At 73.5% G+C, this 20,493-nt stretch carries 20 protein-coding genes; 13 read left to right on the top strand and 7 right to left on the bottom strand.

All coding sequences use genetic code 11. The features are described from left to right. Positions 1-37 precede the first annotated feature (37 nt). Positions 38-493, top strand: a complete 456-nt coding sequence (locus tag ACZ6ZI_RS06680; protein ID WP_469516968.1) for a (2Fe-2S)-binding protein — start codon at positions 38-40, stop codon at positions 491-493. 63 nt (positions 494-556) lie between these two features. Here ACZ6ZI_RS06680 and ACZ6ZI_RS06675 read toward each other — a convergent pair whose 3' ends face one another. Then, complete coding sequence (locus ACZ6ZI_RS06675; RefSeq protein WP_363054127.1) at positions 557-970, bottom strand: SHOCT domain-containing protein; 414 nt, start codon at positions 968-970, stop codon at positions 557-559. 150 nt (positions 971-1,120) lie between these two features. Between ACZ6ZI_RS06675 and ACZ6ZI_RS06670 the strand changes: the two genes are divergently transcribed. From ACZ6ZI_RS06670 to ACZ6ZI_RS06635, 8 genes are all read left to right on the top strand, one after another. Beyond that, a complete protein-coding gene (locus tag ACZ6ZI_RS06670) occupies positions 1,121-3,088 on the top strand; it encodes an APC family permease (protein ID WP_469516965.1) in 1,968 nt (655 codons plus the stop codon). 130 nt (positions 3,089-3,218) lie between these two features. Then, complete coding sequence (locus ACZ6ZI_RS06665; RefSeq protein ID WP_469516963.1) at positions 3,219-3,782, top strand: TetR/AcrR family transcriptional regulator; 564 nt, start codon at positions 3,219-3,221, stop codon at positions 3,780-3,782. A gap of 160 nt (positions 3,783-3,942) precedes the next feature. Beyond that, on the top strand, positions 3,943-4,356 hold the full coding sequence (locus ACZ6ZI_RS06660) for a hypothetical protein (RefSeq protein WP_469516960.1): 414 nt from the start codon (positions 3,943-3,945) through the stop codon (positions 4,354-4,356). Further along, a complete protein-coding gene (locus ACZ6ZI_RS06655; RefSeq protein WP_469516957.1) occupies positions 4,353-5,138 on the top strand; it encodes a transcriptional regulator in 786 nt (261 codons plus the stop codon). The genes ACZ6ZI_RS06660 and ACZ6ZI_RS06655 overlap by 4 nt, the downstream gene beginning before the upstream one ends. Before the next feature lie 83 nt (positions 5,139-5,221). Beyond that, complete coding sequence (locus tag ACZ6ZI_RS06650; protein ID WP_363054289.1) at positions 5,222-5,686, top strand: roadblock/LC7 domain-containing protein; 465 nt, start codon at positions 5,222-5,224, stop codon at positions 5,684-5,686. Between the two features lie 93 nt (positions 5,687-5,779). Then, positions 5,780-6,157, top strand: a complete 378-nt coding sequence (locus ACZ6ZI_RS06645) for a hypothetical protein (RefSeq protein ID WP_469516954.1) — start codon at positions 5,780-5,782, stop codon at positions 6,155-6,157. Positions 6,158-6,344: 187 nt separating this feature from the next. Next, positions 6,345-9,905 (top strand): bifunctional glycosyltransferase/CDP-glycerol:glycerophosphate glycerophosphotransferase, encoded by a 3,561-nt coding sequence (locus ACZ6ZI_RS06640; RefSeq protein WP_469516951.1) that lies wholly within the window; start codon positions 6,345-6,347, stop codon positions 9,903-9,905. 44 nt (positions 9,906-9,949) lie between these two features. After that, positions 9,950-10,084 (top strand): hypothetical protein, encoded by a 135-nt coding sequence (locus ACZ6ZI_RS06635; protein ID WP_469516948.1) that lies wholly within the window; start codon positions 9,950-9,952, stop codon positions 10,082-10,084. Between the two features lie 14 nt (positions 10,085-10,098). On the opposite strand, the gene ACZ6ZI_RS06630 is transcribed toward ACZ6ZI_RS06635, so the two are convergent. Continuing rightward, positions 10,099-10,833, bottom strand: a complete 735-nt coding sequence (locus ACZ6ZI_RS06630) for an SIR2 family NAD-dependent protein deacylase (RefSeq protein WP_469516945.1) — start codon at positions 10,831-10,833, stop codon at positions 10,099-10,101. A gap of 164 nt (positions 10,834-10,997) precedes the next feature. Here ACZ6ZI_RS06630 and ACZ6ZI_RS06625 point away from each other — a divergent pair, with 164 nt between their 5' ends. Next, positions 10,998-11,471, top strand: coding sequence for a hypothetical protein (locus ACZ6ZI_RS06625; protein ID WP_469516943.1), 474 nt, complete (start codon positions 10,998-11,000; stop codon positions 11,469-11,471). Positions 11,472-11,559: 88 nt separating this feature from the next. Continuing rightward, complete coding sequence (locus ACZ6ZI_RS06620) at positions 11,560-12,420, top strand: GNAT family N-acetyltransferase (protein ID WP_469516938.1); 861 nt, start codon at positions 11,560-11,562, stop codon at positions 12,418-12,420. 163 nt (positions 12,421-12,583) lie between these two features. Here the strand turns inward: ACZ6ZI_RS06620 and ACZ6ZI_RS06615 are convergent, their stop codons facing one another. The 3 genes from ACZ6ZI_RS06615 to ACZ6ZI_RS06605 all read right to left on the bottom strand — a co-directional run bounded on the left by ACZ6ZI_RS06615 (position 12,584) and on the right by ACZ6ZI_RS06605 (position 14,168). Further along, positions 12,584-13,027, bottom strand: a complete 444-nt coding sequence (locus tag ACZ6ZI_RS06615) for an SSI family serine proteinase inhibitor (RefSeq protein WP_469516936.1) — start codon at positions 13,025-13,027, stop codon at positions 12,584-12,586. A gap of 293 nt (positions 13,028-13,320) precedes the next feature. Then, the gene (locus ACZ6ZI_RS06610) at positions 13,321-13,782 is read right to left on the bottom strand and encodes a Crp/Fnr family transcriptional regulator (protein ID WP_469516931.1); all 462 of its coding nucleotides are present in this window, start codon (positions 13,780-13,782) and stop codon (positions 13,321-13,323) included. A gap of 83 nt (positions 13,783-13,865) precedes the next feature. Then, a complete protein-coding gene (locus tag ACZ6ZI_RS06605; protein ID WP_363054114.1) occupies positions 13,866-14,168 on the bottom strand; it encodes a hypothetical protein in 303 nt (100 codons plus the stop codon). A 248-nt stretch (positions 14,169-14,416) separates the two neighbouring features. Between ACZ6ZI_RS06605 and ACZ6ZI_RS06600 the strand changes: the two genes are divergently transcribed. Further along, positions 14,417-16,408 (top strand): glycoside hydrolase family 5 protein, encoded by a 1,992-nt coding sequence (locus ACZ6ZI_RS06600; RefSeq protein WP_469516927.1) that lies wholly within the window; start codon positions 14,417-14,419, stop codon positions 16,406-16,408. Positions 16,409-16,423: 15 nt separating this feature from the next. Here the strand turns inward: ACZ6ZI_RS06600 and ACZ6ZI_RS06595 are convergent, their stop codons facing one another. Continuing rightward, positions 16,424-17,152: an HAD family hydrolase gene (locus ACZ6ZI_RS06595; protein ID WP_469516924.1), complete on the bottom strand. Its 729-nt coding sequence runs from the start codon at positions 17,150-17,152 to the stop codon at positions 16,424-16,426. A gap of 185 nt (positions 17,153-17,337) precedes the next feature. Between ACZ6ZI_RS06595 and ACZ6ZI_RS06590 the strand changes: the two genes are divergently transcribed. Continuing rightward, the gene (locus tag ACZ6ZI_RS06590; RefSeq protein WP_469516921.1) at positions 17,338-20,070 is read left to right on the top strand and encodes a LamG-like jellyroll fold domain-containing protein; all 2,733 of its coding nucleotides are present in this window, start codon (positions 17,338-17,340) and stop codon (positions 20,068-20,070) included. Between the two features lie 45 nt (positions 20,071-20,115). On the opposite strand, the gene ACZ6ZI_RS06585 is transcribed toward ACZ6ZI_RS06590, so the two are convergent. Then, complete coding sequence (locus ACZ6ZI_RS06585) at positions 20,116-20,445, bottom strand: ArsR/SmtB family transcription factor (RefSeq protein WP_469516918.1); 330 nt, start codon at positions 20,443-20,445, stop codon at positions 20,116-20,118. Positions 20,446-20,493 lie beyond the last annotated feature (48 nt).

Genomic DNA, 20,493 nt, shown 5'->3' with positions numbered 1-20,493 from the left:
CGCGCGCGCCCCCGACCCCCGAACCTGGAGCATCGCCGTGCCCTCGCACACCTTCTTCGTCAACGGGGAGAGCGTCACCGTCGACGCCCCCGACAACCTGCCGCTGCTGTGGGTCCTGCGGGACATGCTGGGCGTCACCGGACCCAAGTACGGGTGCGGGGTCGACGTCTGCAAGGCCTGCACCAGCCACCTCGACGGGGCCGACATCCGCCCCTGCGTGGTGCCCGTCTCCGCCTGCGCGGGCAAGCGGGTCACCACCATCGAGGGGCTCGCGGAAGGCGACCGGCTGCACCCGGTGCAGGAGGCCTGGCTGGAGCAGGACGTCTCCCAGTGCGGGTTCTGCCAGCCGGGGCAGATCATGGCCGCCGTCGCGCTGCTGCGGCGGACGAGCGAGCCGACGGACGAGGACATCGACGCCATCGCCAACATCTGCCGCTGCGGGACCTACTTCCGCATCCGCGAGGCCATCCGCGACGCGGCCGCCCGCATGTGACGGCCGCGTCGCCCCTGTGCCCGCCCGCCCGCCCGGCCGGCCGGGCGGGCAGGCGGGGCGCGGTCAGGTCAGCAGCTTCTGCTTGGCCTGCTGGAACTCCGCCTCGCTCAGGTCACCCTTGGCCTTGAGTTCGGAGAGGCGGGCGAGTTCGTCCGCGGTGCTCTTGCCCGAGGTTCCGGCGGCCTCCCGGATGTAGGTGTTGAAGGCCTCCTGCTGTTCCTGCGCGTGCTTGATCTCGCGCCTGCCCATGTTCTTGCCGCGTGCGATGACGTACACGAGGACGCCCAGGAACGGGATCAGCAGCAGGAACAACAGCCACGCGGCCTTCACCCAGCCGTTCATCTCGTGGTCGCGGAAGAGGTCCACGATGATCCGGAACAGCAGGATCAGCCACATGACCCACAGGAAGATCCACATCACGGTCCAGAACGCGCCCAGCACCGGATAGTCGTAAGCCAGGTAGGCGGATCGGTCCACGGCGGTGCTCCTTCGTTCGGGCGACCGTCGCGCCCCTTGTGCGCGGCGGCCGACGTGATCACCATCCCAGCGGGCATACAAGATCGCCACTGGGCCGGACGGGCGCACTCAATACCGGCGAAACCGGAATGAATGGTTGATCATGCCTGAATGAGGCGTATCAACGCGAAACGCGTGCTGGTGGGCGAACCTCTGGACACCGCGCGCCTGGGCGAGACCCTGCTGCCCAAGCGGCTGGCCCTCCCCATCTTCTGCAGCGACCCGCTCTCCTCCGTGGCCTACGCCACCGAGGAGATCCTGCTGATCCTGGCCCTCGGCGGGGTCGCGCTGCTCCACCTCGCCTGGTACGCGGCCGCGGCCATCGTCTTCCTCCTCGTGGTCGTCATCGCCTCCTACCGGCAGACCTGTCACGCCTACCCCGGCGGCGGTGGCGCCTACGTCGTCAGCGCGGAGAACCTCGGGCCCACCGCCGCCCTGACCGCGGCCAGCGCCCTCCTCGTCGACTACGTCATGACCGTCGCCGTGTCGGTGGTGTCCGGGGTCGCCGCGATCACCTCCGCGATGCCCTCCCTGAACGAGCACCAAGTCGCCCTGTCCGTGGCCTTCGTGGTCCTCCTGACGCTGATGAACCTGCGCGGCGTCCGCGAGTCGGGCCGCGTCTTCGCGGTTCCCACCTACGGGTTCGTGCTCGTCATCTACGTCATGTTCGCCGTCGCCGCCGTGCGCCTCGCCACCGGCGAGACCATCCGGGCCGAGTCCGCGGAGCTCCCCATCACCGCCACCGGCGTCTACACCGGCATCGCCGTGGTCTTCCTCGCCCTGCGCGCCTTCGCCTCCGGCTGCACGGCCCTGACGGGCGTCGAGGCCATCAGCAACGGCGTCCCCGCCTTCGAGAAGCCCAAGGCCAGGAACGCCGCGAACACGCTGGCCGCGATGGGCGTGCTGTCCGTGACGATGTTCAGCGGCATCACCGTCCTCGCCATGGTCTACCGGGTGCACGTCGCGGCCGATCCGACCGAACTGGGGCTGCCCCCCGACACCCCGATGTCCACCGCCCTCGCCCAGATCGGCCGGGCCACCTTCGGCAGCTGGCACTTCCTCTTCTACCTGCTCCAGGCCGCCACCGCGGGCGTCCTCATCCTGGCCGCGAACACCGCCTTCAACGGCTTCCCCATGCTCGCCTCGATCCTGGCCAAGGACCGCTACGCGCCGCGCCAGCTGTTCAACCGCGGCGACCGCCTCGTCTACTCCAACGGCGTCATCCTGCTCGCCCTGGCCGCCATCGCCCTGATCGTCGCCTTCGACGCCCAGCTGACCCGCCTCATCCAGCTCTACATCATCGGCGTCTTCGTCTCCTTCACCCTCTCCCAGTCCGGCATGGTCCGGCACTGGCGGCGCGCCCTCGCCTCGCCCGCCACCCCGCGCGCGGAACGCGTCCACATCCACCGCCGGCTCGCCATCAACGCCGTCGGCGCCTGCATGACCGCCGTGGTCCTGGTCATCGTCCTCATCACCAAGTTCACGCACGGCGCCTGGCTGGTCGTCATCGCCATGCCGGCGCTGTTCCTCGGCATGAAGGGCGTACGTCGCCACTACGACCAGGTCGCCCGACAGGTCGCCGTCGCCCCCGGGGTCCGCCCGCGCCGACCCGCGCGCCACCACGTCGTCGTCCTCGTGGCCTCCGTCCACGCCCCCACCCTCAAGGCACTCGGCTACGCGCAGGGGTTGCGCCCCCACACGCTCACCGCGCTCTCCGTCGCGGCCGACGAGCAGGAGGCCGCACGGCTGCGGGAGGCCTGGGCGGAACACGACCCGGGGGTCCCGCTCAAGGTGCTGCACTCGCCCTACCGGGAGGTGGTCGCCCCGGTGCTCGCGTACGTGGAGGAGCAGGCGGCGGCCGAGGGCACGGACGTCCTGTCGGTGGTGATCCCCGAGTACGTGGTCGGCCACTGGTGGGAGCAGCCCCTGCACAACCAGAACGCGCTCCGCCTCAAGGCGCGGCTGCTGTTCACCCCGGGCGTCGCGGTGATCGACGTCCCGTACCTGCTGGAGTCCGCGCGTCACCCCGGGCCCGAGGAGCCCGCGCGGACGGCGACGGACGCGCCGCCCTCCGCGTAGCCGGCGGCCCCCGTGCCCCCCGCGTGGCCGGTCCGCGCGGGGCCCCGCGCGCGCGTCGGTTAGCGTGTCCCTGACTACTGCGGGTGCAGTAGTCAGGGACACGCGCCTCCTCACACCCCAGGGATCCTTCATGCGCCAGAACCCCGAGCGCCGCGCCGCGCTCCTCGACGCCGCCATCGAGGTCCTGGCCCGCGAGGGCTCGCGCGGCCTGACGCTGCGCGCCGTGGACGCCGAGGCGGCGGTGCCGACGGGAACCGCCTCCAACTACTTCGCCCACCGCGGCCAGCTCCTCGTACAGATCCTGCACCGCACCCGCGAACGGCTCGCCCCGAAGCCGGAGGACCTCGCCGGCCCGCTCGACACCAAGGTGCTGCTCGGCAGGCTCATGGAGCGGATGCGGCGCGAACGCAGCGTGCACGTCGCCATGCTGGAGCTGCGCCTGGAGGCCACGCGCCGGCCCGAGATCCAGCAGGAGATGGCCCGCTTCCAGGCGCTGGAGCTGGAGGCGAACGTCACCTGGCACCTGGACGCCGGCCTGCCGGGGGACCGGGACGGGGTCGTCCTGCTCTACTTCGCGATGCTCGGCATGATCGTGGACGACCTCACGGTGCCCACCCTGCTCGAAGCCCATCCCGTCGACCACCTCCTGGAGGTGATGGTCGAACGCCTTCTTCCGGAGCGGCCCACCGGATGATCAGAAACGATCGGGTTCCGGCCAAGCTGTCACGTGCTACCGCGCATGTTCCAGCGGAAAATGCCAGAACGCCTTTTCGCAGTGTGGAAGTTGAGTAAGTTCCCTCCTGTCGCGCCGTACGACAGTGCACCCCGCACGTCCGGCCGGGAGGGGAGCCCGCGTGCCCGGGATCGACGAATGTCTGCTCGAAGCCATGGCCCTGCCCGGTGCGCGCGGGGCCGCGCTGGTCGACTGGAGCAGCGGACTGGCCCTCGGCACCGCCGGGGACTCGCCCGTGGGCGACCACGAGACCACGGCCGCCGAGACGGCCGAACTGGCGCGGGCGGCGGCCGAGTACGAGTCGTTCGCCCCGGCGGCGGACGGATCCGCGGCCGGTGACGACCCGGCCTTCGCCGGACCTCCCGTCGAGGACCTGATCGTCACCACCCGCACCGGCTACCACGTGCTCCGATTCGTCGAGACCAGCTTCGACAGCAGCGTCTTCCTCCACCTGTGGCTGGACCGGACCGACGGCAACCTCGCCCTCGCCCGACTCAGACTCCGCGCACTGGCCGAAGGGCTGGTGCTCAGATGACCGCCTCCGCCACCATAGCCGTCTCGCCCCTGCTGACCCGGCTCGCCGCCGAACGCGCCACCGGCGCCCTGCTCCGCGACCGGGGAACCCTCTTCCTGGAGGACGGTCGCATCGTCCACGCGGAGAGCCCCGCCACCCCGGGACTGGACGTGCTGCTCACCACCGGCGGGGGCCTCGCCCCCGAACGCTGGAACGAGGCGGTGAACGAGGCGGGGGCCCGCCGTCAGGTGGCCCGCTTCCTGGTGGACAGCGGTGGGCTCGCCGGGGGCGAACTGGAGATCTGCCACCTCGCCGCGATCTTCGACGCCGCGTTCTTCGCCCTCTCGCCGGGTTCCGGCCCCTCCCGGTTCCGGCGGGGGGCCACCCACTGGATCGGCTCCGTGCGCTCGGTCCCGGCGGACGCCGTCGAACGCGAGACCCGCCGCCGCCGGGAGCTGCTGGACGCGGTCTGGCCCTACCCCCGGCTCGACACCTCGCCCGTGGTGCCCCGGCAGGCCGCCCCCGGGCAGACGATCACCGCCCGGCAGCGGAACCTGCTCGGCCAGGCCGACGGCGTACGGACCCCCGCCGACCTCGCCTGGGTCCTGGGCCGCCCCGCCTTCCACACCCTGCTCGACGTGCGCAGACTCGCCGCCGCCGGGCTGGTCGAGACCCCGCACGCCCCGCACAACCCGCCGGCCCCCGTGCCGGTCCCCCCGGTGCCCGACTGGTTGGCGCACGCCCAACCCCCGGACGTGGCACTGCTCCGCCGGCTACGCGACGCACTGGAGGCAAGTCTGTGAGGCTCCCGCTGCGACCGGCCCTGTTCGCCGACCGTTCCGAGCGGAGGCAGCCCGAAGGGAGAAAGGCCGACATGACCACGGCGATGGTGCCCGCCGAGGCGGAAGCCGAGATACTCGCCGAGCTCCGGCGACTGCGGGCCCGCGTCCCCCAGCTCACCGGGGCCCTGGCGGCGAGCGCCGACGGCCTCGTGCTCGCCCAGGACAGCGCCGCCACCGAGGCCGAGACCGTCGCCGCCCTGACCGCCGCCGCCCTCGGCGTCGCCCAGCGGCTCAGCGACAGCACCGGCCAGGGCGGCTTCCGCGAACTGCTGGTGCGCGGCGAGGACGGCTACGTCGCCACGTACGCGGCGGGCGATACGGCGGTACTCACCCTGATCGCGGGCCCCCGCGTCAACGTGGGCCGCCTCCACCTGGAGGCGCGGCGCTCCAGCACGCACATAGCCGAGCTGATCGAGCACAGCCTGGGGCGCCGTGGCCCCCAGGGCCCCGCGCGACCCCCGGCCCTCCCTCCGGCGCCCCCGCGCCCCCCGGCGCTGCCCGCGCCCTGACGCCCGTACTTACCGGATCGCAAACGGAAGCACATCAGCACATCCCACCCACGTGAATCGTGATAACCCCGACAGAAGAAAGAGGAACACCCCATGGCCAACGTGGAGACCGCACTCAAGGACGCCATGACCACCATCGAGGGCGCGCTCGGCGCGGCCCTGGTGGACTACGGCAGCGGCATGGCGCTCGGCACCGTCGGCGGCGGCAAGGACCTCGACCTCGGGGTGGCCGCGGCGGGCAACACCGACGTGGTCCGGGCCAAGGTCCGCACGATGGAGATGCTCGGTCTGAACGACGAGATCGAGGACATCCTGATCACGCTCGGTACTCAGTACCACCTGATCCGGCTGATGAAGGGAAGGGGGGCCAACGGCCACTTCTTCCTCTACCTCGCGCTGGACCGCGGGCGCGCCAACCTGGCCATGGCCCGCCACCAGCTGAAGCGCATCGAGGCCGACCTGGAGATCTGAGAGCGGCCCGGACGAGGGCCGTGACGGCGCGGTGGCGGGCGGCTGAAATCTTTGCCGTCCGCCCCGGCGGCCTCTGTGATATGTCCGAGGATGGGCGGACTTTATGATCCCGTTACAGAGTAGGATGCTGTAATCAGCTGATCATTACGCCATCGACAGAGCAAAAACGCTGGAGAACCCGCCACCCATGCCCCCGCGCCTGAGCATCGTCGTACCTGTCTACAACGTCGAGCTCTATCTCGACGAGTGCCTGGAGTCCATAGCGGCGCAGACGTTCGACGACTTCGAGGTCGTGATCGTCGACGACGGATCCACGGACAACAGCGCGGAGATCGCGAAGGCCTTCGCGGAGCGTGACAAGCGCTTCAGGCTGGTCCTCCAGAAGAACGCCGGCCTCGGTGCCGCCCGGAACGTCGGCTTCCGGCATGCCGACGAGGGCAGCGAGTACGTCGCCTTCGTCGACAGCGACGACACCATGCCGCCCTACGCGTACGAGCGCCTGATCGGCGCCCTCGACGAGACCGGCTCCGACTTCGCGGCCGGCAACGTCAAGCGTTTCCGCTCCGTCGGCATGCAGCAGTCCTGGGGCCACCGCGTCGCATTCGCGAAGACGCAGCTCAAGACCCACATCTCCAGGTTCCCGGCGCTGGTCACCGACCGCACCGCGTGGAACAAGGTCTACCGCCGCGGCTTCTGGGAAGAGCACGACTTCCGCTACCCGGAGGGCATCCTCTACGAGGACGCCCCCGTCAGCATCCCCGCCCACTACTTCGCCAAGAGCGTCGACGTCATCGGCGACGTCGTCTACCACTGGCGGGTCCGCGAGACCGGCGAGCGCTCGATCACCCAGCGCTCCACCGACCCGGTCTCCGTCGTCGACCGCGTCACCTCCGTCCGCCTGGTCCGCGAGGCGCTGCTCGGCAAGCCCGGCGAGAAGTACGCCCGCTACCTGCGCGACTACGACCGCAACGTGCTGAACGAAGAGCTCCCGCTCATCTACAAGTACGTCCCCGAGGGCGGCCCCGACTTCCGCGCCGCCTTCGTCAAGGAGGTCGGCGGCCTGATCCGCGAGATCGGCACCGACCCCTGGAACGACCTCACCGTCGCCGACCGGCTCAAGGCCTACCTGGCGCGCGAGGGCCGCGTCGAGGAGTTCATCGGCCTCCTGCACCACCAGCGCGACTTCAGCTACAGCGTGCCCGTCAAGGGCCTCGCCCGCCCGCAGGCCGACTACCCCTTCCTGAAGGCGCCGGTCCCCGCCAAGCTCCTCACCCTCGGCCCGCGCGAGCGCCGCGTGGTCAGCCGCCTGGAACAGGCCGCCTGGAGCGACGGCAAGCTGCTGCTGCGCGGCTACGCGCTGCCCGGCCACATGGGCGCCGAGAGCCGCCTCGGCTCCCGCAAGATGCTGATCTTCCGCGAGCAGGGCAAGCGCCGCCGTACCGTCGTCAGCACCCGCACCGTCGCCTCCCCGATGGCCACCGTCCACGCCCCGCACCTGGCGCTCAGGCACGCCGACTGGGCCGGCTTCACCGCCGTCGTCGACCCCACCGTCTTCCAGTCGGGCGGCAAGTGGCGCGACGGCATATGGTCGACCTCCGTCGCCGTCACCGGTGCCGGAGGCCTGCACCGGGCCCGCCTCAAGGGCGGCGAGCACGACAGCGGACTGACCCCGCCCGCCTACTGGGCCACCCCCGACGTCCGCATCCTGCCGACCGTCTCCAACACGCTGACCGTCCACGTCGAGGTCGTCCGCGCCCGCGTCCTGGACGTGCGGCCCGTCGGCGACGACGCCCTGGAACTCACCGGCGAACTGGCCGCCGAGGTCGGCGACGGCGCCACCCTGCGCCTCGCGCACACCGGCACCGGCACCGTCCTGGACCTCCCGCTGCGCACCACCGGCGCCCCCGCCGCCGGCCGCGTCCCCTTCGGCGTCGTCGTCCCGCTCGCCGACCTGGCCGCCGTGCCGCGGCCCGCCGCGGCGGGGGAGTGGACCCCCGAGCCGTGGAACCTCTCCGTGGTCCGCGCCGACGGCACCCGCCACCCCCTCGCCCACGACGAGCGCGGCGGCTTCACCGGCCTCGTGGCCCCCGTCCCCGGCGACGGGACCGGCCGCGTCGTCTTTGCCAAGCGCGGCATGAGCGGTCACCTCGTCCTGTCGGTGCAGCCCACGCCGCCGCTCGTCGACGAGGTCGTCACCCGCGACGGCACCCTGACCCTGCGCGGCACCCTGCGCCTGCCCGCCGCCGAGGCCGGCGAGGCGTACGAGCTCGTCCTGCACAACCACCACGGCACCGAGTTCGGCTACCCGATCACCCGCGACGGCGACCGCTTCGAGGCCGCCTTCGAGCCCGTGCTCCCCGAGCCGTACGCCGGCCGCACCACCCTCCCGCAGGGCCGCTGGTGGCCCACGGTCCGTCCGGTGCGCGACGGCGGCACCACCGCGGGGCTGCTCGGCGTCGACCGCGGCGCCCCCGTCCAGCTCCTCCAGCCGGCCCTCTTCTCCGGCCCGCACTCCCTCACCGTGCTGGGCCGCCGCATGCGCGTCGAGGCACGCCTGCACGACCGCATGGCACTGGTCTGCGACCCGCTGCTCAGCCCGCACGACCGCTCCCGCTACGCCCAGCGCGTCGCCCGCGACGTGACCTACCCGGCGCAGCGCGCCCTGCCGGTCAAGGACATGGTCGTCTACGACACCTTCCAGGGCGACGGCGCCGGCGACTCGCCCCGCGCCGTGCACGAGGAACTGCTGCGGCGCGGCGAGAAGCTCGAACACGTCTGGCTCGTCCGCGACGGCCGCGCCGAGGTCCCGCCGACCGCGCGCGCCGTCCAGTACGGCAGCCTGGAGGCCTGGGACGTCCTGGCCCGCGCCCGGTACTACGTCACCAACGACAGCGTGCCCCTCACCTTCCGTCGCCGCCCCGGCCAGACCGTCGTCCAGACCTGGCACGGCACCCCGCTGAAGCAGATCGGCCACGACTTCAACCACGACTACTACACGAGCCCCGAGGTCCTGGAGGCCCTGGAGCACGACAGCGCCCAGTGGACGCTGCTCGCCTCCCCGGGCAGCTGGGCCACCCCCGTCCTGCGGCGGGCCCTCGGCTACCGGGGCGAGGTCGTCGAGTCCGGCAGCCCGCGCGCCGACGCGCTGGTGCGCCCCGACGCCGACCGGATCGCCGAGGTCCGCCGCCGGCTGGGTCTGCCCGAGGGCAAGAAGGTCGTCCTCTACCTGCCGACCTGGCGTGAGAACCGGCTGGGCTGGACCGGTGGCTACAAGCTCGACCTGCGCATCGACCTGGAAGAGGCCCGCCGCGCGCTCGGTGAGGACCACGTCCTGCTCGTGCGCGCCCACCACAAGGTCACCGAGCAGGTCCGCGACGGAGTGCGCGACGGGTTCGTGGTCGACGTCTCGCGCTGGCCCGACACCACCGACCTGCTGCTCGTGGCCGACGTACTGATCTCGGACTACTCCTCCGCGATCTTCGACTTCGCGCTGACCGACCGGCCGATCCTGCTGTTCGCCTACGACCTGGAGCACTACCGCGACACCCTGCGCGGCTTCACCTTCGACCTGGAGGAGAAGGCTCCCGGCCCGCTGTTGCGGGACTCGGCGAGCCTGATCGAGGCCGTACGCGACGCCGACGCGGTCGGCGCCGAGTACGCGGCCGCCCGCGCCGCCTTCCGTGCCGAGTTCTGCGACCTGGACGACGGCCGCGCGGCCGAGCGCGTCGTGGACCGGATGCTCGGGTAGCCGCCGCTCACCCCCGCGGGTGAATCCGGGGCGTCTCCTGGCGGGTGTTCCCCACCGAGGCCGTCGACCTCATCTCCGATCCGGACCCGGGGCGCGCCGCCCGGGCCACGGTGGCCATGTACGCGATGAGGAAGATCGACGGTGCGGCCATGCGCCGGGCCGCCGACGCGGGCGCCTGAGGGCGCTCGCCCGCTCAGGCCTCCCCGGCCGCGAGGCGGGCCAGCAGCGCCGGCAGGGCCGTGCCGATCGGCTCGCGGACGACCTCGTCGGCCAGGGAGTCGTACGGGGTCTCCTCCGCGTTCACGATGATCAGCCGGGCCCCCGCCTCGGCCGCCATGCCGGCGAGCGAGGCGGCCGGCTGGACCTGGAGGGTGCTGCCGACCGCGATGAACACCGAGCAGCCCTTGGCCACCGCCACCGCCTGCGCCAACACCTGAGGGTCGAGGCGCTGCCCGAACATGACCGTGGCCGTCTTCAGGATGCCGCCGCACGACAGACAGGCCGGATCGGGGTCCCCCGCGGCCAGCCGGGCCAGCGCCTCGTCCATTCCGGAGCGGGCGTCGCAGGCCGTGCACACCACCGACCGGGCCGTGCCGTGCAGTTCGAACACCTTGCGCGCGGGCATCCCGGCGAGCTGGTGCAGACCGTCCACGTTCTGTGTGATCACCCGTACCGGGGTGCCGCCGCGCTCCAGCTCGGCCACCGCCAGGTGGGCGGCGTTCGGGCGGGCCGACAGCGCCGCGAGCTCGGCGCGCATGCGCCAGGACCGGCGGCGCACCTCCGGATCGGACATGTAGTACGCGTACGTCACGAGCTTCTCGGCGTCGGGCTCCCGACGCCACAGTCCCGCCGGTCCGCGGTAGTCCGGGATCCCGGAATCGGTGGACAGTCCGGCTCCGCTGAACACGGCGACAAGTGGCTTCCCCATGCGGGCGACCCTACGCAGCGGGGACGACCGACCGCGACCGCATTGTTCCCGCACCGCCCACCTCCGCCGAAGGGTCGTTTCTGCGGTGAATCCGGACCTCCACCGGAGTGAGCCCACGTCGCGCCCCCCACGGCCGGCCCGGCCGGGACCGCTAGAAACCGGACATGTACTCCTCTTCCCGCCGCCGGGGCGCCCCGCTGCTCGCCGTGACCGCGCTCGCCGCCCTGTCCGCGCTGTTCCCGCTGGTCGCCGCCGTCCCGGCGAGCGCGCGGGCGGCGGACCCCGAGCCGCGTCGCTTCGTCCACCACCGGCACACCGCCGACGACATCACCCGCTTCCTGGCCGGGTTCTACGGAACCCACGGCCCGAGGCCGGAGGACCGCAGACTGCGGACCTCCCAGCAGATCAAGGACAAACAGGAAGGAGCTCCGGACCCGGACTTCGACGTCGTGCTGTGCGCCCGTGGCGCGAGTCCCGAGCGGATCGAGGTCGGACCGGCCACGGTGGCGCAGTCCGCGGGGGTCGGCTGGGCGACCGTCACCACCCACTGGGGGGACGGCGCGACGGACACCTTCACCGCCTACGTCCGGCTCGACTCCCGGCCCATCCAGCTCGACGACGTGATCTGCGCGGGCTGAGACGGGGCGCCCCGACGGTGGCCGATCCACGTCGCCCCCCACGGTGGCCGGCGCGGCGTCGGCCGGCGGTTCTGGTACAACTCGCGGCATGACGGGATTCGAGATCGCCGGCGCGAGCGCCGCCGACATGGAGCTGATGCGCGACTGGGCGGACGCGGAGGGGTGGAACCCGGGCGACGGCGACCGGTTCGCCTTCGCGGTCGCCGACCCGGAGGGGTTCCTCGTCGGCCGGCTCGACGGGGAGCCCGTGGCCTGCATCTCCGCGATCCGCTACGGCACCGGTTTCGGCTTCGTCGGCTTCTACATCGCCCGCCCCGAGGTGCGCGGCAAGGGGTACGGGATCCGGGTCTGGCGGGCCGGGATGGAGCGGCTGGAGGGCCGGCTCGTCGGCCTGGACGGGGTGGTCGAGCAGCAGGACAACTACCGCAGGTCCGGCTTCCTCCCGGCCTGGAACAACGTCCGCCACGAAGGGGTCCCGAGCCCCGCCGGGGACGTGGACGGGCAGGAGGGGAGGGGCGTGGAGATCGTGGACGCGACCACGCTCCCCTTCGCCCGCCTCGCCGCCTACGACCGCCGCTTCTTCCCCGAGGCCCGCGACGCCTTCCTGTCCGCGTGGACGGCGCTGCCCGGCCGGACGGCCCTCGCCGCCGTCCGGGACGGACGGGTCGAGGGCCTCGGCGTGATCCGGCCGTGCAGCGCCGCCTCGCGGATCGGCCCGCTCTACGCGGACACCCCCGAGGTGGCCGCCGCCCTGCTGCGGCGGCTCTCCGGCCACGCCCCGGGCGGGACGGTCGCGGTGGACGTCCCCGACGCGAACCCGGCCGCCACCGCCCTGATGGCGCGGCTCGGGCTCACCCCCACCTTCGAGGCCGCCCGGATGTACACGGGCCCGGCCCCGCGGGTGGACCTCCCCGGGATGTACGGGGTCGCGAGTCTCGAACTCGGCTGACCCGGCCCCACCGGCCGGGGCGCTGTGCCACCCGCGACGTCCGCGTGGCCCGGGACCCGGTGGCGGTCGCACGACGCCGCCCGGTCCCGGACCCGCGGGCCGGGCCCCTGCCCCGGCCCCCGTTCCCTGCCCCGGCCCCCGTTCCCTGCCCCGCCCCGGTCGCTCAGATGCCGAACAGTACGCCGGAGCTGCTGCGCAGGCCGCACGGGTTGCCGAAGGTGTGCGACCAGCTCAGCCGGCGCCCCTGCCAGACCCCGTCCGTGGTGACGGTGACCGGGTTCCACTCGCGGGTACACGCCGCGTTCTGTCGGGGGGCGACGAGGGGCTCCAAGGACGCCCCGTTGGCGCGCAGTTCGGCGCAGGCGGCGGCCGGGGCGGGGTGGGTGCCGCCCGGCTTGGGGGCGCACACCAGCGTCACGGCACGCAGGACGGTGCCCTCGACGGCGTTCTCACCGGCCGTCACGCTCACCACGAGCGCGGACGGCGCGTACAGGCTCCGCGTACCGGACGGGGCCGCGTCTGCCACCCCGCTCCCGACCAGCGCGGTGAGGGCGGTGAGCGCCATGGCGCCGGCAGCCGGCGCCAGACTCCTGGTGATGGACCGCATTTCGAACACTCCTCGGCTCGGTGTTTCGGATAACGGACGGGAGTCTTGCCGATCCGGAGCGTGAACGCCCGTTCGTACCGCTGTTTCTCGTCACCGATCGTGAGTGAGTGACCGCAGTCCGCAGCCGTGGGCGCGCCGTGACCTGTGGGGGAACAGCCGGCCGAATCGGCCGAACACCTCCCCCGCGACCCTTCGACACGGGGCGGGTGGGGCGTACGGGAACCCGGCCCGGGGCGCGCGGGGCGCGTCCGGGTCGGGTCCGGGACCGGTGGTGGGCCCGGCGGGGCCGGGGGTCAGCGGGTGGCGGCGGTGCGGGGCGCGTAGAGGTCGAGGAGGCGGGTGCGGGTCTGCTGGAGGCGGACCGCGAGGACGCGGCCGACCCAGTGGCCCAGGGCGGAGCCGAAGGCGGGGTCGGCGTCCATCAGCATCCGGACGGCCGTCGCGTCGAAGGCGTAGGCCCTCACCGGCGTCATCGCCTCCGCGCTCAGCTGCCAGACGTAGGGCGGGAAGAGCCACGACCAGCCCACGAGCTCCCCGGGCCCGAGGCTCTCCACCGGGGCGGAGCGGGTCCCCGGTACCGGGATCTCCAGGGTCACCGTGCCCGAGCGCACGATCCAGAACGTGTCCGCCCGGGCGCCCTCGTCGAAGATCCGCGTCCCCTCGGGGAAATTGACCTCACGGGCGTGGGACATCAGGCGTCCGCGGTGCTCGGCGGAGAGCACGGCGGCCACGCGGATGGGGGAAGGTGTGCTCACGACAGCCTCCGATCACGACCCCCCGGAACTGCTGCTTCCCCCAGTGTCGCCGAACGACGCCCGAACGTGGCACTCCGCGCGCCCTACTCCTCCGCGTTCGCCTCCAGGCAGGCGAGCTCCATCGCGTCGAGCACCGCCTCGTGGCTGCGCCGGCTCAGCTCCGCCACGTTCTCGATCTGCGCCGTCGCCCACGCGGCCAGGGTCATGACCAGCACGCGCAGCCCGTCCGTGCCGTGCTCGGCGAGGATCGCGTCCGCCACCAGCATCGCGTCCTCGGGAACCTGCTCGGGCGGCTCCAGCCCGGCGAGGCCGCGCAGCATCGCCAGGGTGCGGCGGGAGATCTCCGGCGTCATCCGCGCCAGCCGCATGTCCTCTTCTTCGTCCATCAGCCCCACCCCGGTCGGTGCCGTGCCCTTCAGGGCACCGTAGAGCGGCCCGGGCCGGCGCGGGGTGGTTTTCGCGCTGCCGGCGGGCGCGCAGGAGTGGCGCACGACCGCCGGGGTTGACGTGCCCCGGCGTACGCCGACGGCCGGCGCGCGCCCGGTGGCGTCCGATCCCTTCCCTCCCCGGCGACCGGCCGGTAACTTGACCGCCGCAGTCGCCCGGGACGGGCGGCCGGAACCGGGGGAGTCCGATGCAGAGCCTCGTACGGGTGCTGATCGCCGCGCTGCTGGTGACGGGCGCGGCCCTCCCGGCCGCCGCCACGGCCGCACCCGCCGGCACGCCGGCAGCGGCACCCGCCACCGCAGGCGCACCCGCGGGCCTTGCCGTGCCCGCCGCTTCCGAGTCGGCCTCCGGACCCGGGGTCGATCCCGCCGCCGCGCCGGCCTGGACGCCCCCGCTCTCCACCCGGGGCCGGTACGTCGTCGACGCCCGGGGGGAACGGTTCCGCCTGCGCTCCGGCAACTGGGACGGCGCCCAGGGCTCCTGGAACGGCTCGGGCGACCTCGCGGACCCCGCCAACCACCACAGCGGCCAGAACGCGAACGGCATCCCGCTCGGCCTGGACCGCGTGCCCCTGCCCCGGCTCCTGGCCGACTTCCGGGCCCTGGGCCTCAACAGCGTCCGGCTGCCCTTCTCCAACGAGATGCTGCGCACCACCACGCCCGTCCCGGACGCGGCCGTGGCCGCCAACCCGGAGCTGCGCGGCCGCACACCGCTCCAGGTCTTCGACGCCGTCGTCGCCGCCCTGACCGCCGAGGGCTTCGCCGTCATCCTCAACAACCACACCGTCACCACCCGTTGGTGCTGCGGACTCGACGGCAACGAACGCTGGAACAGCGGTCGGACGACCGCCCGATGGGCCGACGACTGGGTGTTCCTCGCCCGCCGCTACCGCGACAACCCGCGCGTGGTCGGCGCCGACCTCTACAACGAGGTCCGCCGCGACGTCTGGGACGACCCCAACTGGGGCCTGGGCGACGCCCACGACTGGCACGCCGCGGCCCAGGAGGCCGCCGACCGGATCCTGACCGAGGCCAATCCGGACCTGCTCATCGTCGTCGAGGGCATCAACTGGACCGGCATCCCCGTCGACGGCCTCGCCCACGGCCGCCCCACCCTCACCCCCGTCCGGACCCTCTCCCACACCCTCGTGGTGTCGAACAAGCTGGTCTACTCGGCCCATTTCTACGGATACACCGGCCCCCACCACAGCGGCGCGACCGGCATGGGCGAGACCCACGACCTCCGCTACCAGGACATGACCCGGGAACAGCTCGACAAGACCCTCTACGACCAGGCCTTCTTCGTCTCCGCCGAGACCGGCGCCCACTTCACCGCACCCGTGTGGATCAGCGAGTTCGGCATCGGCGCCGACGAACGGGCCCCCGCCCCGCGCACCTGGTTCGGGAACCTCACCGACCGGTTGACCGCGTCCGACGCGGACTTCGCCTACTGGCCGCTCGTCGGCTGGAGCACCACCGCCCAGGGCGCCCCGGGCGGCGACACCTGGGCCCTGCTGCGCTATGACGCCGCCGGCCGCCGCACCGGGGTCCTCGACCCCGCCGACTGGCGCACCCCCGCCTGGACGGCCCTCGGCGCCTCCCCCTCGCGCACCGGCCCGGTGCCCGCGGTTCCCGCCTGGTACCAGCTCACCACGGACCACCGCGACCACAACGCCTCCCTGCGCGTCCGCGCCGGCGGCGACTGGGACAACGGCGCCCGCAAGGCCGTCTGCCCCGACGGCGCCCTCCTCGTCGGCCTCTCGCACACCGGCGGGCGGGGCCTGTGCGCCGGCGCGGACCTGCGCGCCGCTTCCGGGGCGCACACCGTCGTCCGCGACGAGGCCCACGTCCCGCCGGGCGGGGACTGGGCGGGCGGGTACACGAAGCTCCAGTGCCCGGCGGACGCCTTCCTCATCGGCTACAGCCGGCGCGGCGAGCGCGTCTCGGCGGCCCTGTGCGCCCCGGCCCGTACGGCGCTGCCGGCGGCCGGCGGCCGTACGGTCTGGTTCGACCGCTCCGACAACCGTCCGGCGGGCGACGTGGGCGCCGACTTCGCCTTCGGCCACCACAAGGGCCAGTGCGCGCCCACCGAGTACGCGGCGGGCATCGCCTTCACCGGCCGGGTCGGGGCCCGTCCCGTACCCGCGGCCCTGCTCTGCCGGCCGCTCCCGACCTCCTGAGGGCGGCGCCCCGTCTCAGGGGGCGACGTCGAGCAGCACGGGGAGGTCGCGCATGTCCGTGAAGACGGTGGTCCCCGGCCCGGCGAGGGCCGCGGCGGGGGTCAGGCCGCCCGCGTACCCCAGGGAACGCATCCCCGCCGCTCGGGCCGCCTCGACCCCCGGACGGCTGTCCTCGACGACCACGCACGCCGCCGGGTCGACCCCCATCCGGGCGGCGGCGTACAGGAACAGGTCCGGGGCGGGCTTGCCGCGCGGGACCTCGCTCGCGCTGTGGATGCGGCCCGCGAAGCGCTCGTAGAGGCCCGTACGGCCCAGCGTGTGCCGCATCTTCTCGTGCGAGCCGCTGGAGGCGACGCAGGTCGGCAAGGAGATCCGGTCCAGGGCCTCGGGCAGTCCCTCGACGGGGGACAGGCCCGCGTCCACGGCGAGCGCGTGCAGCTGTGTGAAGGAGGCCTCCCACTCCAGGGCCGCGGCGGCGCCGAGGCGCTCGGCCACCTGCTCCCGGACGGAGGCGTTCGAGCGGCCGATGAAGCGCCGCACGACCTCCTCCTCGGTCAGGGGCCAGCCGAACCGCGCCCCGAGTTCCACCTGCACGCGGGCCGCGATGCGTTCGCTGTCGACGAGCACCCCGTCACAGTCGAAGATCACGAGCCCGACCGCCCCCGCGTCCGCGCCGGCGACGGGGGACGGGGCGTCCGCGGGGGACGGGGCGGGCGGGGCGGCGGTACCGGACGCGACGATCATGCGCAAGGGTAGGCGGTTCGGCATCCGATGGGTCAAGTGTGATGACCGGACCGGCGATCCGTCCTAGGGTGCGCCCGTACGGATCGCCGTGCGCCCGATCGGGGCTCCCGGCCGTCTGCCCGTCCGTGCCCCGCGCGTCCCGCGCGCCGCACCCGCAGCACCACGCACACCGAACTGGGGGGTTCATGCGTAGATCCAGAGGCCCGGCGGTCGCTCTCGCCCTGTCCCTGGCCGGCACCGGCGCGTTCCTCGGCCTCGGCCCCGTCCCCGAGGCCGCCGCACTCACCCCGCCCGTCGCCTTCACGGCGGACGCGCTGCCCACCTGGCAGCCCAACGGGGTCGTCTGGGCCCTCGCCGAGGCGGGCGGCACGGTGTTCGTCGGCGGCACCTTCTCCGCCGTCCGACCGCCCGCGGGCTCCGCCGGCGCCGAGCGCCAGGCGGTCAACTTCGCGGCCCTCGACGCCGCCACCGGCGCACCGACCTCGTGCACCCTGTCCTTCACCATCGGCAGCGGGACCGCCACCGTCCGCGCGCTCGCCCTCTCGCCGGACAAGAAGACGCTTTACGCGGGCGGCTCGTTCGGCGCCGTCAACGGCACGCCGGTCTCCAGCCTGGCCGCGATCGACGTGGCCTCCTGCACCGTCAGGACCGGGTTCCGCCCGGCGTTCGCGGCCACCGTCCGCGCCCTCGCCGTCACCGGCGACACCGTCTACGCGGGCGGCGACTTCCTCACCGTGTCGGGCCAACCCCGGCAGCGCTTCGCGGCCGTGGCCGCCGGCGACGGCGCGCTGCGCCCCTTCCGGGCCGACGCCGACGAACCGGGACGGGCCGTCGAGGTGACCCCCGACGGCTCGAAGGTGCTGCTCGGAGGGGACTTCTTCACCGTCAACGGGACGAACACGCACGCCCTGGCGGTGGTCGACGCCGGCAGCGGCGCGCTCACCACGTCCTACCCGGGCTTCATTGAGCCCCTCTCGGTCGTCAAGGACATCGCCACCGACGGCACCGGCTTCTACACCGCCAACGAGGGCACCGGCGGCGGGGTCTTCGACGGCCGCATCGCCCTGAACCTGTCCGACTTCGGCCAGCGTTGGCGCGACACCTGCCTGGGCGCCACCCAGGCCGTCCTGCCGTACGAGAACGTCCTCTACAGCGCCTCCCACGCGCACGACTGCTCCGGTGTCGGCGAGTTCCCCGACGGGCAGCGCCACCACCTCCTCGCGCAACCGACCGGCTCGGTCGGCAAGTTGGGGTGGTCCCCCGACACGAACGACGGCATCGGCGAGGGCATCGGACCGCGCGTGATGGCCGTGGGTGCCAAGGCGGGCACCCGCTACCTGTGGGTCGGCGGGGAGTTCACCACCGTCAACGGAGCGGCGCAGCAGAGCCTGACGCGCTTCTCCTCCACGGGCGACACGGGCGCGCCCACGGTTCCGGTCGCGAGCGCGGCGAGCTTCCGGCCGGGCGAGGTGCAGGTGCGGTGGCGCACCAGCCTCGACCATGACGACAGCGCGCTCACCTACCGGATCTTCCGCGACGGCGCGGCCACCCCGATCGGCACGGTCACGGCGGACTCGCTGTTCTTCAGGCGTCCGCAGGCCTCCTGGACGGACACCACCGCCGTGCCGGGCCGTGGCCACACCTACCGGGTGACGGCGACGGACGGGGCGGGCAACGTCAGCGCCGCCTCGGCGCCGGCGACCGTGACGGTGCCCACCTCGGCGGACGCGTACGCGAGCCGGGTCCGCGCGGACGGGGCCCGACTGTACTGGCGCTACGACGAATCGGTGACCCCCTTCGTGGCGGACTCCTCCGACGGCGGCGACCAGGCGGGCGTGCACCTGAACGGGCCGGCCCTGCGGCAGGCGCCGGGCGCGGTGTCCGGCGCGAGCACCGCGATCGGCTTCGACGGGGTGGACGCGCACGTGTACGGGGACCGCCGGCAGAGCGTGGGCTCCGCCTACAGCGTGGAGACCTGGTTCCGGACGGCCACCACCCGGGGCGGCAAGCTGGTCGGCTTCGGCAACCAGCAGGCGGGCGGCAGCAGCCAGTACGACAAGCACGTCTACATGACCGACGACGGCAGGCTGGTCTTCGGCGTGTACACCGGGGCCACCCGCACGATCACCACCCCGGGCTCCTACAACGACGACGCCTGGCACCACGTCGTCGCGACGCAGGGCCCCGGCGGGATGGCGCTCTACGTGGACGGCGTCCTGCGGGGCACGCTCGCCGTCACCACCCACGAGAACTTCGCGGGCTACTGGCGCGCGGGCGGCGACGGCCTCGGCGGCTGGCCGAACCGGCCGCTGAGCGAGCACTGGGCGGGCCGGCTCGACGAGACGGCCGTCTACCCGACCGTCCTGAGCGCGGCGCAGGTACGGGACCACCACGCCCTCGCCTCCGCCCCGGCCGACTCGGTCGTACGGGTCACCGCGTCCGAGGACACGTACGCCAACGCGGGCGCCCCGGGCACCAACTACGGGACCTCCGGCTCCCTGGCGGTGCGCGGGACCTCCCTCTACAGCAGCTACCTGCGCTTCGCCCTGCCGGCCGCGCCCGCCGGGACGGTGCTGAAGTCGGCGGCGCTGGGCGTGAAGACCAGCACGATGAGCGGCGCCGGCACCACGGACACCGTCTCGGTCGTGCCGATCACCGGTCCGTGGACGGAGGGCGGGACGACGTACGCCAACCGGCCCGCGGTGGGCGCGCCGGCCCTCGGGACCTTCCCGGGAGTCCCGGACGGCAGCGCGACGCACACCGCCGCACTGGACACGGCGCGGGTGGCGGCCGCCCTCGGCGGCGGCCTCGACCTGGCGCTGACGAGTCCCGGTACGGACGCGCTGTGGCTGTGGTCCTCGGAGGCGGCGGCGAACGAGGGGACGCCGCAGCTGACGCTCACCTTCGGAGCGCCGTAGTCGCCCCCGGGCGATCGCCGACCGGGTGATCAGGTGATCAGGTGATCAGGTGATCGGGTCGGACCGGTCCCGATCGCCGTGGTGCACGTGCGCCAGCACCTGGCGCAGCAGATCGGCGACGTGCGCGTCGTGCAGGGCGTAGACCACGTTGCGGCCGTCGCGTCGGCCGGTGACCAGGTCGAGGTGGCGCAGCAGGCGCAGGTGGTTGGAGACGGTGGGCTGGCCGAGGTCGAGGGCCTCGGCCAGTTCGCCGACCGAGCAGGGGGAGTGCAGCAGGCGGGCCAGGATCCGGACGCGGGCGGGGGAGGCGAGCCCCTGCATGACCTCCGCGACCGCGGCGGCGTCGGGTTCGGCGAGCACGGCGGGATCGTCCATGGCCGTCACCTTAGGGCAGGGGATCACGACGTGCACACATTCACATAT

This window comes from Streptomyces sp. NPDC103540 (assembly GCF_055584445.1).
Note: the sequence above shows the minus strand (reverse complement) of the source record. Positions and strands in the feature narration are given on the sequence as shown.

What these genes read in the sequence shown, in the direction of transcription:
- ACZ6ZI_RS06670 (WP_469516965.1), top strand. Translation starts at nt 1,121, where the DNA reads ATGAGGCGTATCAACGCGAAACGCGTGCTGGTGGGCGAACCTCTGGAC.
- ACZ6ZI_RS06665 (WP_469516963.1), top strand. Translation starts at nt 3,219, where the DNA reads ATGCGCCAGAACCCCGAGCGCCGCGCCGCGCTCCTCGACGCCGCCATC.
- ACZ6ZI_RS06655 (WP_469516957.1), top strand. Translation starts at nt 4,353, where the DNA reads ATGACCGCCTCCGCCACCATAGCCGTCTCGCCCCTGCTGACCCGGCTC.
- ACZ6ZI_RS06650 (WP_363054289.1), top strand. Translation starts at nt 5,222, where the DNA reads ATGGTGCCCGCCGAGGCGGAAGCCGAGATACTCGCCGAGCTCCGGCGA.
- ACZ6ZI_RS06645 (WP_469516954.1), top strand. Translation starts at nt 5,780, where the DNA reads ATGGCCAACGTGGAGACCGCACTCAAGGACGCCATGACCACCATCGAG.
- ACZ6ZI_RS06640 (WP_469516951.1), top strand. Translation starts at nt 6,345, where the DNA reads ATGCCCCCGCGCCTGAGCATCGTCGTACCTGTCTACAACGTCGAGCTC.
- ACZ6ZI_RS06630 (WP_469516945.1), bottom strand. Translation starts at nt 10,833, where the DNA reads ATGGGGAAGCCACTTGTCGCCGTGTTCAGCGGAGCCGGACTGTCCACC.
- ACZ6ZI_RS06625 (WP_469516943.1), top strand. Translation starts at nt 10,998, where the DNA reads ATGTACTCCTCTTCCCGCCGCCGGGGCGCCCCGCTGCTCGCCGTGACC.
- ACZ6ZI_RS06620 (WP_469516938.1), top strand. Translation starts at nt 11,560, where the DNA reads ATGACGGGATTCGAGATCGCCGGCGCGAGCGCCGCCGACATGGAGCTG.
- ACZ6ZI_RS06615 (WP_469516936.1), bottom strand. Translation starts at nt 13,027, where the DNA reads ATGCGGTCCATCACCAGGAGTCTGGCGCCGGCTGCCGGCGCCATGGCG.
- ACZ6ZI_RS06605 (WP_363054114.1), bottom strand. Translation starts at nt 14,168, where the DNA reads ATGGACGAAGAAGAGGACATGCGGCTGGCGCGGATGACGCCGGAGATC.
- ACZ6ZI_RS06600 (WP_469516927.1), top strand. Translation starts at nt 14,417, where the DNA reads ATGCAGAGCCTCGTACGGGTGCTGATCGCCGCGCTGCTGGTGACGGGC.
- ACZ6ZI_RS06595 (WP_469516924.1), bottom strand. Translation starts at nt 17,152, where the DNA reads ATGATCGTCGCGTCCGGTACCGCCGCCCCGCCCGCCCCGTCCCCCGCG.
- ACZ6ZI_RS06590 (WP_469516921.1), top strand. Translation starts at nt 17,338, where the DNA reads ATGCGTAGATCCAGAGGCCCGGCGGTCGCTCTCGCCCTGTCCCTGGCC.
- ACZ6ZI_RS06585 (WP_469516918.1), bottom strand. Translation starts at nt 20,445, where the DNA reads ATGGACGATCCCGCCGTGCTCGCCGAACCCGACGCCGCCGCGGTCGCG.